Source organism: Daejeonella sp. (assembly GCF_036405355.1).
GTDB lineage: Bacteria > Bacteroidota > Bacteroidia > Sphingobacteriales > Sphingobacteriaceae > Daejeonella.
Genome location: NZ_DASWXT010000142.1, coordinates 1 through 14,587 on the forward strand (window position 1 = coordinate 1; position 14,587 = coordinate 14,587).

Sequence of the window (14,587 nt, forward strand, 5' to 3'; positions counted from 1 at the left end):
AGAGGTGGTTGTAACAGCACTAGGTATTGAGAGAGAGGCTAAATCCCTAACTTATTCAGCTCAGACCATAAAATCTGATAAAATGAATGAGGCAAAGGAAACTAATTTAATTAACTCTTTACAGGGGAAAATTGCCGGAGTAACCATTACCAGAAATGCCACAGGTCCGGGAAGTTCTTCAAAAGTGCTTCTTCGTGGTAGCAGATCAATAGGAGGTAACAATCAGCCATTATACGTAATCGATGGCGTTCCTATGGATAATTCAACTCGTGAGCAGGGAGGAGGAACTGCTGGTGGCCGGGATGGAGGTGATGGTATTGGGATGTTAAATAGTGATGATATCGAATCGATGACTATTTTGAAAGGTGCTTCTGCAGCAGCTTTATATGGTAGTCAGGGTCAGAATGGGGCTATTGTAATTACTACCAAAAGAGGTAAAGCAGGGAAGGTGTCTGTGGATTATACTGGCAACAGTACATTCGATCAGCCTAATATCCTGCCTGATTTTCAGTACCAATATGGACAGGGGTCAGGCGGAGTTTATGCTGCCGGATCTGAAACGAGCTGGGGTCCAAAGATTACTGGTCAGCAGGTAACTTTATGGAATGGAAAAACTGTTTCGATGCAAGGGCAGGAGAACAGGATCAAAGATTTCTTCAGAACCGCTGGTACTTATACTAATACTTTAAGCTTTACAGGTGGCGGTGAAAAAATGCAATCATATTTTTCATATGGAAACACAATGGCTCAGGGTATTTTGAGAAATCATGACTATAACAGGCATAATTTCGATTTCAAAATTGACAATCAGGTATCGTCTAAGTTGTCATTCTTCACAAAACTGAGCTATATCAATGAAGATGTGGATAACAAACCATATCTGAATGAAAGGATAGATGTTGTCTCGAGGATTTATCGTGCCCCGGTCAGTATTCCATTGAGTCAGATGCAAGATTATGAGTATTTTGATGCCGTTGGAAATAGAAAGCAAAGCTACTGGAAACCGGGTTCCGTGTTCCTTTCGAACCCTTATTGGGCATTAAACAGGCATTTGTTTTTTGAAACAAAGGACAGATTGCTGGGTTTGTTTTCAGCGAAATATAAGTTCAACAGTTGGCTTGATTTACAGGTACGGGGAAGTATTGATAAGACAATTCAAAAAACTGATGATAGAATGTACGAAGATTCCTATCATAGTGCCGGGCAGGGAGCGGTTTATGCGCTAACCAAATTGAACAGCCATTCCACCAATATTGATGCACTTTTATCTTTTAAACAAGAGATATCAAAGAGTTTTGATTTAAATGGTTACCTGGGAGGTTCTATTCAGCAAAGTAAATATGAAAGTCTTAATATAAACGCTAATGGTTTATTTCGTCAGGACTTCTTTTTTATCCAAAATGCTAAGAATCCTAAAGGAACAAATTCTTTCGGCAGATCTCCGCAGGTTCAGTCATTGTATGCCACTACTACATTGGGATATAAGGATTATTTATTTATGGATTTGACGGCCAGAAACGATTGGTCTTCAGCCCTTCCTAAAGCTAATCAATCTTATTTCTACCCCTCTGTCGGGTTAACCGCAATTGTGACCGATATGATTCAAATGCCGAAATGGATTTCTTATGGAAAAGCCAGATTGACACTTGCAAATGCCGGATATGGCGGTACCCAATATCTTGACAGAAATTATTTTGATGTTGCTCCGGGAGGAGTGGTCAAAACACCTCAAACCCGCTCTTTGGGGGATTACAAGCCTGAATTAACCAGTTCTTTTGAAGCAGGTTTGGATTGGAGATTTTTTGATGGCAGATTTGGTATAGATGCAACGTACTATATAACTAAAACTAAAAATCAGTTACTGGCAGTTGCAACTCCATATGCTTCTTTATTTGTAAACCAATACATCAATGCTGGCTTAATTGAAAATAAAGGTATTGAACTCACAATTTCAGGTACTCCAATACGCAAGGATAAATTTTCCTGGAATTTGAATCTGAATTTTGCAGATAATAAGAACAAAATAATCAGGTTAACAGAAGCTCTCAGAGAAGCAATTCTGATTGACGACAGACAAGTTATGATCAAGGCTGCAGAAGGTGGAAGCTACGGTGATATGTATATGGTTAACTGGGCTAAGGATAGCCAGGGCAGAAGACTTGTTGATGATAATGGAAGAATTATCCTTACAGGAAAAGATTCATATGTAGGAAACTATAATCCTAATTATATGATGGGCTTAAATAATTCATTTTCCTATGGAAATTTTGGATTGAGTTTCCTGATTGATTACAGAAGCGGTGGGACAGTTATTTCTGGTACTCAGGCTATCATCGATGCCGATGGTCATTCGAAAAGATCTCTGGAGGGTAGGGAATCAGGTTTAGTGCTTGATGCATATACCCAGGCCGGAGTAAAAAATACTAAAAGTATATCTGCTGAGACATATTGGGCATCTGTAGGTAACTGGACACCTGTAGGTGATTTGTATGCTTATTCAGGTACCAATCTCAGGCTAAGAGAAGTGGTTTTTGGTTATAATTTCCCTAAAACTCTTATAAGTAAAACAGGATTTATTCAGGCGGCAAAGCTTTCACTTGTTGGAAGAAATCTTTTCTTCTTTCAGAGAGATGCACCATTTGATCCTGAAATGGCAACCGGGACCGGTAATACTGGCGGTGTGGAGTACGCATCCTTACCTAGCACACGTAATATTGGTTTGAACCTGAAATTATCATTCTGATAATTAATTTGATTGGGTGAGCATGAGTATGAACCGAACATACGGTATTCACTTAAATTATGAACTTATAAAAATTGAAGAAAATGAAATTTAACATAACAAAAGTCAGTGGAATATCCTTCATATTAGCGTTTGCGCTAGTTCTGACAAGCTGTACTAAAGATTTTGAGGAGATAAATACCAATCCCGTAAAATTAAGTGAATTAACACCTTTAGATACCCGTAGCTTATTTCCGGGAGCTGTAATTGCGGGAGTAAACAGCGACGGGTATATTATTACCACTGCATTATTTGCTGGTGTATATTCACAGCACTTTGCTTCGACACAACCGGCTCACATGTCGCACCGTTACCTTATTGTTCAGGGTTGGGTATTTTTACAATGGTTAAATACCTATGTGTCTGCAATGCCGGCCCTTGTAAATATAATTGAACAAAGTAAAGGTAAGGATCCGACATTGAATGCAATTGCCAGAATCTGGAAAGTGTATGTATTACACAGGACAACAGATTACTGGGGACCGATTCCTTATTCAAAGATCGGAGATAAAGGAACAACAATCAGTTATGATTCTCAAAAGGACATATATTTTGATTTCTTTAAAGAACTAGATGAAGCATCGAATGACTTAAAGAACAATATCAATGTTACATCCTTTGCCGATAAGGATTTAATATATGGTGGTGATAATAGCAAATGGTTGAAATTTGCTAATACATTACGTCTTCGACTTGCTTTAAGGATTTCAAAAGTTGAACCTGCAAAAGCAAAGGAAGAAGCTGAAAAAGCTGTAGCTGGTGGTGTTATGCTTAGTAATGTTGACGATGCATTCATGAAAGTATCAGCAAATGTCAATAATGGATTCAATTTACAATCAGGATGGAATGAGTCCAGAATGAGTTCGGTTTTTGAAAGTTTGTTTAAAGGCTGGAATGATCCACGGATGAGTAAATATTTCAGGCCGGCAGTAACTGACGGACAATACCGTAGTGTTCGTAGTGGTATGTCTCAGGCTCAGCAAAATATTCCGGCAAACAGTTTTGATAATAGTTCGGATGTAAGCTTAAGACTTGCTCCAATTAATATGAACACTACACCACAATCAATTATTTATGCTGCTGAGGCATATTTGCTAAGAGCTGAAGGAGCTGTTAATGGCTGGAACATGGGTGGGACAGCTAAGGAATTATATGAAAAGGGTATAGAGATGTCTATGAGATCCTGGGAAATTACTGACCAGACTGTGATTAATAATTACATCAATGGAACAAGTCTTCCAATAGCACCAGGTGGTTATTTCAATACACCTGCATTAACCGATATTCCTGTAAAGTTCGCTTCAGATCCTGAGAAGCAAAGGGAACAAATCCTTACTCAAAAATGGATTGCAGTCTTTCCGGAATCTCACGAGGCATGGGCTGAGGTGCGTCGTTCGGGTTATCCTAAAACCTATCCGTTAATTAATTCTGATAATCCGGATGTACCAAAAGAAAAAATGATTCGTCGTATCACCTTCCTTGATATAGAGAGAAATAGTAATGGCCCTGCTGTTACCGCCGCAGAAGCTTTGCTCGGTGGCCCTGATAAAGCCAGTACACAATTATGGTGGGATAAGAATCCATTTTAAGAAATGATTTAACCTTTATAAAAGATAAGGGCACATCTGTATCCTAAGATGTGCCCTTAATTTGATACTATTAATTTTCTTCAGGATTTTGTTACAATAGAGGCACCAGGATTTAGCTGAGCCGGAGCTCTATTATTACAACTAAATAGCATCTGCCTATGTTTATTCGCTTACTTGCCTTTCTTTTTTTTTTAGTTGCAATCTCAGCTCATGATGTTTACGCACAGGATACACGTTCATTTAAAATATTTCAATTTCCTCCGGATAAAATTCCGGTGATAGATGGGAAAGGTCTTGACTGGGAAATCGTTGGAGATGAATATTCAATTGGGATGGATAATTTATTTGATGACCGGATTGATAGTAACAGACATCTGAAGAGTAATCCCGGGAACCTTGATGTAAAAGTAAAGGTTGCCTGGGTAAAGGAAATGAACCGCTTATATTTTCTTTATGAAGCCTATGATGATTACTGGGACTTTTCATTAACAGATCTGCATAATGACATTTTTGAAATCGTTGTGGACGGTGATCAGTCAGGAGGCCCTTTTATTGGCCCCTTTCATCCAAATAAAAGCCTCGGTCTAATGGATGCATATTTTTCTTTTCATGGGGTTCATGCACAAAATTATCACATATTCACTCCCGCAGTTGGAAAGGATTGGGCTATGGTTTGGGGAAGCCAACCCTGGATTAAGGATTTGCCTTATGCCAATGCAGCTTATGATTTTAATTTTAATCCCGGTGAATCAGGTAAATTAACACTGGAATGCTGGATCACTCCATTTGATTATGCAGGAGCTGAAGGACCTTCCCGTGCTGTTGAAACTGTACTGACTGAAAACAATAATATTGGTTTAAGCTGGGCAATAATTGACTATGATGATGTAAACAAAAGAGATGGCCTTAACAATGGATTCTGGAATTTAAGCAAGGAAAGAACAATGTATGGTAATGCAAACTATTTGTTGCCCTTTAAATTAATGCCGCTTGAACCTGAATTTTTAAAGCCAATAGATGCAAAGTGGTCTTTTTCTGTCACAGACATGAACAGGAGGTTGGTGGCTTTTACAGATAAGTCAACAGGAATAATTACTTCATGGAAATGGGATTTTGGCGACGGTGAAATGTCCACGGAGCAGCATCCTGTACATAAGTATACTAAAGCCGGTCAATATGTAGTGACTCTATGGATTGAAGGACCAAAAGGTAATTCACGAATTTCTAAAGTTTGGGACGTAACATTGAAGTAAAAAAAATTAAAATATGAATCGAAGATATATTTCACGCTATTTATCTGTAAGTACTGTATTCAGGGGAATTTTGACCCCAATCATGTTTAGACTCCTCTCATTTCTGGTTTTTTCGGTAATGATTATTTCATGTAAGGATAAAAAACCGGTATTGTTCAGCCTTATAGATAAATCAGATACCGGTATAGATTTCAGGAATAATCTTCAGCCCAGTACAGAGATTGATATTATGAAATATACATACTTCTACAATGGGGGAGGTGTGGCAATTGGAGATATTAATAATGATGGCCTGCAGGATGTTTTCTTTACAGGCAATATGGTTAAAAACCGATTGTATCTTAACAAGGGTAATTTTGAATTCGAGAATATAACACAAAGCAGTAATGTTACTGTAAAGCAGGGATGGAGTACAGGAGTAACTATGGTGGATATAAATAGTGATGGTTTTCTGGATATCTATGTATGTCAGTCAGCAGATTATTCGCCCGAAAGAAGAAAGAATCTGCTTTATGTAAATAATGGTGATTTGACCTTTACTGAGCAAGCAGAACAATATGGTTTGGCAGATCAGGGCTACTCTACACAGGCCTCATTTTTTGATTATGATAAAGATGGTGACCTGGATATGTTCCTTATTAATCATTCCTTACAGCAATATACAACCGGAGCACAGGAGAATCCTGAAGTTAGAAAAATCAAAAACCCTGATTTTGCAAGCAAGCTCTATCGAAATGACAAGGGACGGTTTAAGGATGTGAGTGAAGGAGCTGGCATTACTTCTAATGTACTTACGTTTGGATTAGGACTGGCAATTTCTGATGTAAATAATGACAATTGGCCCGATGTATATGTTTCAAATGATTTCAACGAACCTGATTATTTGTTCATAAACAACAAAAATGGAACATTTACAGATCAGATGAAGGAAAGTCTGGATCAGATTTCATTGTATTCCATGGGTTCAGATATTGCCGATTATAACAATGATGGCTTAACTGATATATATACTCTGGATATGCTTCCGGAAGATAATAAAATTCAAAAGATGCATGCTGGTCCTGAAAATTTTGATAAGGTTCAGTTTCTGCACAAGAAAGGGTTTCATTATCAATTAAGTAGAAATATGCTTCAAAAAAATAATGGTGATGGTACTTTTTCTGAAATAGGACAATTGTCAGGCGTATCAAATACCGATTGGAGCTGGGCCGGATTATTTTCTGATTTTGATAATGATGGGTTAAAGGATCTAATGGTAACTAATGGCTATGTCAAGGATTATAACGACATGGACTTTATAAAATATACGATGAATAATGCCCTTAGAATGGCAAATTTAGGCAGAGATGCTATGGTGGCAGACTTTATTGAAAAAATGCCAACCATCATTATCCCAAATTATATATACAGAAATAAGGGAAGTGATAGTTTTGAGAAGAAAACGAAAGATTGGGGTCTGAACCATCCTGCAATTTCAACAGGTGCTGCTTATGCAGATCTGGACAATGATGGTGATATGGATTTGATTATAAACAATATAAATTCATATGCTCAGGCTTATAAAAATAACAGAGATCAGCTTCCTGATAATAATTATATAAAACTAAAATTAAACGGAACCCCAGGCAATGGCTCAGCAATAGGAGCAAAAATTACCCTTTATTGTAAAAATGATCAATATTTTCAGGAACAAATGCCGGTACGTGGTTTTCAATCCTCTGTTGATCCGGTTTTAAACTTTGGGATTGGTAAACACAGTGAAATTGATTCTATACAGGTTGTTTGGCCAGATGATAAGGTATCAACCTTTAAAAATATAAGGCCAAATCAGTTACTTAATTTATCCATGACAGCTTCTGATCAAAAGGTCAAATATAAAATGCATGTTATTCCAGAGCCCATTTTTACAGAACCTGTTTCTCTTGGTTTTACCCACAAAGAAAACTATTTCCGCGATTTTACAAAACAGGTTTTGTTATTAAACTTTCTATCCAGGGAGGGTCCATGTATGGCAAAAGCCGATGTGAACAAAGATGGTAGAGAAGATTTGTTCATAGGTGGGGCATCAGGCCAGGCTGGAGGAATATTACTTAGTACCAAATCAGGTGAGTATAGGATGTTGAATAATTCAGCATTTGAAAAAGATGCCATTCATGAAGATACCGCAGCAGAGTTTGCTGATATTGATAATGATGGTGATGCAGACTTGTATGTAGGGAGCGGAGGTTATGAAGCCGAATCTGATTCCATATTGGAGGATCGCATATACTTAAATGATGGTAGAGGTAATTTTATCAGAAAGTCTAAAGCGCTTCCTGCTTTCAGGATTAGTTCATCCTGTGTTAAATCTGTTGATTTTGATAATGATGGTGACCTGGATTTCTTTGTTGGGGGTAGGGTAATCCCCGGTAGTTATCCCCTTGCTCCCGAAAGTAAGCTTCTGACCAATGATGGTAAAGGCAATTTTACTGATGCTACCAATGTTCTTGCTCCCGGCTTAAAAAGTGCAGGAATGGTAACGGATGCTGTTTGGGTAGATCTCAATAAGGATAAAATGGAAGATTTAATTCTGGTTGGAGAATGGATGCCAATAAAGGTGTTTATTAATTCCGGAAATAAATTAAAAGATCAGTCTTCCTCATACATAAATTTCGCCTCAAAAGGGTTTTGGAACAGGATTTATGCAGATGATATAGATGGAGATGGCGACAAAGATCTGGTAATTGGAAATCTTGGTTTGAATGCTCAGTTCAGGGCCTCAGATAAGGAGCCGCTTAGCCTCTATTATAAGGATTTTGATGCCAATGGCTCAATTGATCCGATTTTCTGTTATTATATTGATGGCATTTCCTATCCTGCTGCATCAAGGGACGATTTGACAGAACAACTTCCTTTTCTGAAGAATAAATTTTTATATTATAAAACCTATTCTACAGCCAAAATTAATGATCTGTTTAACGCCGGGGAATTGAAAGCTGCCTCAGTACTTTCAGCAAACTTCCTAAAAACTGTTTATCTCGAAAATAATGGTAAAGATGGCTTGAAGTACATTGAACTGCCTGCTGAGGCACAATTCTCTCCTGTATATGCGATTCGGTCGATAGATGTAAATAATGATAATAAGAAGGACCTTGTTTTAGCAGGTAATAATACCTGGACTAGGGTGAAATTCGGACAATATACAGCTAATCATGGAATGGTTTTTTTAGGTGATGGTAAAGGTAGATTTAACTATATACCTCAAAGAGAGAGTGGACTTAAAATCAGGGGAAATGTCCGTTCAATGGAGGTTTTGACAACGGACAATTCAAAATCATTAGTGTTTGGACTAAATGACTCAGCACTAAAATTGGTTAGACTCAAATAGATCTTACTAATCCCCTGATTTTTTTCAGGATTTTAATATACTTCTATGAAAATTAAGAGTAATTCTTCTGCTAAGCAGAATCTGTTATCATCTCAAAAAGGTAAAGTTGAGTATGAAAATCGTCAAAGTAAAACACATTCAGAATTAGATTTAGAATGTGATGTTGAGCAGCCAGCAATTAATTCACCCATCAGGAGACGGAGCTTTTTGGGATTAGGTTTTTTGGGTCTTACAGGTCTTTCTCTTTCCTCCCTATCATCTTTCGCAAATAAGTCAGAAAATCGGGTAGTTAAAAGTATCTCCAGGTTGATATCAAGTACCAGGGAAGAAACTTATTGGGATCGGACCGACCGTTTTGAGGAGAAAATGAAGTTAATGCAAACAGCCTGGGAGCGTAAGGACTTTAAATTGGTTAGAGCTCTGTCCAACTCTTTAAGAATTACGGGCATTCAGGCACAGATGGAAGAAGATGATCCGGGATTGCCATTATCCGGTTCATCTCATTTTGCTGAAGTTGCATCACTTCCTCTACACTGGAAATCCTGGGCAAACGGGTGGAAGTACTTTAAAGTATTGGAGCTAAAGGAAACTATCGCAATAGAAAGAAAGGCAGAGCCTGTTGAAGTACTTTTAGCTTTTTCAGCAAATCAAATCAACTCACCTTCCCGGGAAATTCGTGTTGCCCGAATTGATGAAGGTAAATTAATTGAAGTGACTTCTCAGGTTTTTGATGTTATACGTCGCAAAGGAGAATGGTTTTGCAAACTGCTTTTTCTTGCAAACTGTCATGCAGGTAAAAGTAAAACCTTTTTGGTTTTCTATGGAAACCCTGACGCAGAATTGCCGTCCTATCTAAGCGATCTAAACACAAAAGGAGAGGGTGTGGGATTAACAATTGAAAACAATGTTTATAAAGCGATTCTTTCTGCTCAGACAGGGCAGTTGGAGCGTATGACAATTAAACATGGACATGGGGTTGAACTTTATGCAGGTGGAGAAGCTCATGGCGAATTGCCTGGGATTGATTGGGCACATGATTATGTTTCAGAGGGATTTTATCAGAAATTCAGAATTACTTTATGGGATGAATGTCCTGATTATGAAATAGTTAGAGGTCCGATATGCACCATAGTGCGCCGATGGGGTTTTCCTTACTCGCCGATTCACCCTGTTTTTTCACCAAGCAGGCTTAATATGGATATCGAGTATCGGTTTTATGCGGGTTTACCCTATTTTCATAAGTTCGGTAAGATGACTTCTGTAAAGGATTTTGAAGCTGTTTATGCCCGTGATGATGAATGGGTATTTACAGGTCAGCCCTTCACTGACCCTTTATGGATGGGCCGCGATGGAAAGTTGAAAATCGGAGAAGTTGATCCTGATTTTAAGGATAATCTTTGGGGTGTTGGATTCTTTAATAAGGATACCGAAGATTCATTTTTTGGTTTGTTTTTAGAGCATTATGCAGATGGAATCCCAGAATTGTTGCATAATGGATCTCCACAGGCTCATTATGACTGGGCACTTCAATTATGGAGTCGCTCTCCGTTACCGGTCAAGAAATTACCGGCAGGAACGGTGCTGCATGAAAAGAACGCTTATTTGTCAATTCCTTTTACTTATGAAGATGGGCCTCAAAAAATAGAAGAATTGAGGCGCAGATTAATGAAACCTTTAAGTGTTACAATTGGAAAATTAGAAAAAGATTTGGTTCAGGTTTCCTCCGGAAGACTGGCTCGGCCGGGAGAGACCGGGGATAGCCCGATTTCTAAAAAAATAATATGGGATGCCCTGCAAAATTGTAAAGATTATGAATTATACAAGGCTGATATCAGTATTGTGGATCTTGGCCTGGTGTACGATATAAGTGTTCAGGGCGATTTAGTAAAAATAGTTCTGGCTATGCCACACCGTGGCCGGCCTCTTGGAGGCTTTTTTACACATGTAACCAGTCCGATTGATCCTAAAATTTTCAATACTATTCCAGATGTATTACTGAAAATACCGGGTGTACGTGATGTAGTTATGGAACAAACCTGGTATCCGGGCTGGAGTTCTAATCTGCTGACTGATGTTGGCCGCCGGAAATTGAATTTGTAAAAAAACAATTAATAAATAATTCTTAGAAGTTAAAAATGATCAGCAGGATATTTAAAACAGCCGAATCAATAGATAATTTGAATAGTTTCCCGATCCTATTAATGTTAATTGCGAGTTTTTTTATTTCCTGCGGGAATAGTCAAAGTGATGGTGAATGGGGTGTTTATGCAGGCGGTAAAGAACGAATGGGCTATTCTTCACTAAGCCAGATCGACACATTAAATGTCAAAGATTTAAAGGTAGCCTGGGTTTATCATACCAAAGATGCTGATCTGTCAAGTCAGATGCAAACCAATCCATTAATAGTGGATGGAGTTTTATATGGTACTTCCCCGCAATTGAAGCTTTTTGCTGCTGATGCAGCTACAGGTAAAGAATTGTGGGTCTTTGATCCTGCCCCAGGTATGTTGACAGATAATGCCGGAAGGCAAAGTTTTGGGCTCAATGTATGCCGGGGTATTGTTTTACACAAAGAAAAGAACAAAGAGCATCTGATCTTTTATACTGCAGGATCATCCCTGTATTGTGTTAACAGTGCTACTGGTAAACCCCTTAACACTTTTGGAAAGGATGGCCGCATTTCTTTATATGACAATCTGGAATTGAACAGAGATATCAGTAACCTGAGGGTAACCTCAACCTCGGCAGGAATTATATATAAAAACCTGATTATTATGGGAAGTAGCCTGTCAGAAGAAGAGGAAGCTGCTCCGGGGCACATCAGGGCTTATGATATCCATACCGGTGAAATGAAATGGCTATTCAGAACCATTCCCGGACCAGGGGAAACTGGTTTTGATTCCTGGGAAGACCCTGAAGCATATAAATATGTTGGAAGCGCGAATGCATGGGGCGGATTTAGTTTGGATGAAAAAAGAGGGATTGTTTATATGGCTACCGGAACATCGAACCCGGATTTTTACGGTGGTAAACGCAAAGGGGATAATCTCTTCTCTAATAGTATTCTCGCACTCGATGCTGCTACGGGCAAATATGTTTGGCATTTTCAGGCTGTACATCATGACCTATGGGACTGGGATTTTCCTTCAGCGCCTTCACTGGTAACTATTAAGAAAGACGGCAAAAAAATCGATGCACTCGTACAAACAAGTAAGCAGGGTTTTATTTACCTCCTTGATCGGGATACAGGCAAACCAGTGTATCCTATCATTGAGAAATCCGTGCCAACAAATACTGATCTGGATGGTGAACAAGCTTCTCCAACCCAACCTATACCGACGGTGATTCCCCCATTTGCCAGACAAGGTTTTACAGAAGCTGATCTGAATACTAATATTCCTGACTCTTCTTTTAATGATCTGAAAAAGCGGTTCAAGGCCTTAAAAAATAATGGGATGTTTACCCCGCCAAGTATAGAAGGCACATTAGTATTACCGGGACTTACCGGCGGTGCTGAGTGGGGAGGGCCTTCGGTTGATCCTGAAAGTGGTATCATGTATATCAATGCCAATGAATTGCCCTGGATTATATCCATGCAGGATACCCGCTTAGAAAAACCGGCAAAGTCAGCACAAAATAACATGCAGGCAGGCAAAGTGTTATTTACCAAAAATTGCCAGGGTTGTCATGGTGCTGACTTGAAAGGCTCCGGTAATTTTCCTGCCTTGCTAGGTCTTGATAAACGTTTTAATGAAGAAGATCTCAAGACTCTGATTTCTTCTGGTAGAAAAATGATGCCTCCCTTCAAGAATTTGGGTGAAAATGATAAAACTGCAATTGCTTCCTATCTGTTGAATCTTGAATCTAAACAGAAAGAGCCATATGTTCCTGAAGAAAAACAAAGGCCTCCTTTTTACAATACACCTTACCGTCTTGCCGGGATTAAGCCATTTCTAACCAGGGAAGGTTATCCAGGCATCGCGCCTCCATGGGGTACATTGAGTGCTATTGACCTTAATAACGGAAAACTGGTTTGGAAAAAGCCATTGGGAGATCATCCTTACATGAAATCAATGGGTATTCATTCAGGTACCGAGAACTGGGGCGGATCAGTAGTTACTGCTGGAGGACTGGTTTTTATTGCAGCAACAAGCGATGAGATGTTCAGAGCCTACAATAAAAAGAATGGTAAACTTCTATTTGAAACCAAGCTTCCCGCCGGAGGTTACGCAAGTCCGGCAGTTTATAGCGTAAATGGTAAGCAGTATGTAGTGATTGCATGTGGTGGGGGTAAAATGAGAACCAAATCAGCAGATACCTATGTTGCTTTTTCATTACCATCTGAACAAGCAGATTGAAAGTTTGAAAAGAATGGTTACCTGCTAGTCATGTTTACAATCAAAAGAAATTATTTTACGACAATGCCCAAAAATTTTATAATATTTAATATGCATTTCATCTCCCGGTTCATTTTTCTTCTTTTTTTGCTCCTGTCTGTCAGTGGATTATCAAATGCCCAGGATAAGCGAAAGTTTAAGATCTTTCAGTTTCCTGCAAACATGATCCCAACAATAGATGGGAAAGTTGAGGACTGGAAAATGGTAGATCTCTCATACAATATCGGTATGGATCAATTGTGGGATGATAGGGACGATAGCGTCCGACATCGCTTTGCTGATCCTGAAAATCTTGATGTCAATGTAAAGGTGGGATGGGTAAAGGGAATGAACAGGCTTTATTTTCTATATGAAGCGTACGATGATTATTGGGACTTTTCATTAACAAATTTACATAATGATATCTTCGAGGTGGTTGTTGACGGAGATCAGTCGGGTGGTCCACTTATCAGTTCTTTTCATCCCAATAAAAACCTCAATCAAATGGATACTTATTTTTCTTACCAGGGGGTACATGCACAGAACTATCACATTTTTACCCCGGCTAAGGAAAAAGATTGGGCAATGGTCTGGGGAAGTCAACCATGGATTAAGGATTTGCCTTATGCCAATGCTGCTTATAATTACAACTTCAAACCTGGTGAGTCAGGACGTTTAACCCTCGAATTCTGGATTACTCCTTTTGATTATGCTGGTCCTGAAGGTATTTCAAGAGCGGTTGAATCAGTTTTAACAGAGAATAAGGAAATTGGTCTAAGCTGGGCCATTCTTGATTATGATGACGTAAAGGCATCCAAATACAATGGATTTTGGAATCTCAGCAAGGTGCGGGAGATGTATGGTAATGCATCCTATCTGCTTCCTTTTCGTCTGATGCCATTGGAGAAACCTTATCTAAAACCAATAGATGCTCAATGGTCATTTGTTGTAACGGATATGAATCGCCGGATGGTTTCTTTTACTGATAAGTCATATGGTGAAATTTCCTCGTGGAACTGGGACTTTGGTGATGGAAGCAGCTCAGACCAGCAGCATCCTGTTCATTTCTTCCCGAAACCAGGGCAATATGTTGTGACTTTATCGGTCAAGGGGCCTGCCGGTACCTCACGTTTGTCAAAAGTCTGGGATGTGACCTTAAAATAAATCAATATCATACCTGTTCGATCATTAGGCAGTAACAATCTGGTAAACAATGTTTT

General features: G+C 38.9%; 7 protein-coding genes. All 7 read left to right on the top strand.

Going from position 1 to position 14,587, the window contains the following annotated elements:
* A partial coding sequence (locus VGE44_RS17620) for a SusC/RagA family TonB-linked outer membrane protein (RefSeq protein ID WP_331081614.1) occupies positions 1 to 2,743 on the top strand: 2,743 nt, incomplete at its 5' end.
* An 83-nt stretch (positions 2,744 to 2,826) separates the two neighbouring features.
* Positions 2,827 to 4,371, top strand: coding sequence for a SusD/RagB family nutrient-binding outer membrane lipoprotein (locus tag VGE44_RS17625; RefSeq protein WP_331081616.1), 1,545 nt, complete (start codon positions 2,827 to 2,829; stop codon positions 4,369 to 4,371).
* Between the two features lie 158 nt (positions 4,372 to 4,529).
* The gene (locus tag VGE44_RS17630; protein WP_331081618.1) at positions 4,530 to 5,624 is read left to right on the top strand and encodes a PKD domain-containing protein; all 1,095 of its coding nucleotides are present in this window, start codon (positions 4,530 to 4,532) and stop codon (positions 5,622 to 5,624) included.
* Between the two features lie 82 nt (positions 5,625 to 5,706).
* Positions 5,707 to 8,991 carry a VCBS repeat-containing protein gene (locus VGE44_RS17635; RefSeq protein WP_331081620.1) on the top strand — a complete coding sequence of 1,095 codons (3,285 nt, stop codon included), beginning with the start codon at positions 5,707 to 5,709 and terminating at the stop codon, positions 8,989 to 8,991.
* 45 nt (positions 8,992 to 9,036) lie between these two features.
* Positions 9,037 to 11,091: a hypothetical protein gene (locus VGE44_RS17640; RefSeq protein ID WP_331081622.1), complete on the top strand. Its 2,055-nt coding sequence runs from the start codon at positions 9,037 to 9,039 to the stop codon at positions 11,089 to 11,091.
* A 35-nt stretch (positions 11,092 to 11,126) separates the two neighbouring features.
* Positions 11,127 to 13,349 carry a PQQ-binding-like beta-propeller repeat protein gene (locus VGE44_RS17645; protein ID WP_331081624.1) on the top strand — a complete coding sequence of 741 codons (2,223 nt, stop codon included), beginning with the start codon at positions 11,127 to 11,129 and terminating at the stop codon, positions 13,347 to 13,349.
* Positions 13,350 to 13,439: 90 nt separating this feature from the next.
* The gene (locus VGE44_RS17650; protein ID WP_331081626.1) at positions 13,440 to 14,531 is read left to right on the top strand and encodes a PKD domain-containing protein; all 1,092 of its coding nucleotides are present in this window, start codon (positions 13,440 to 13,442) and stop codon (positions 14,529 to 14,531) included.
* Positions 14,532 to 14,587 lie beyond the last annotated feature (56 nt).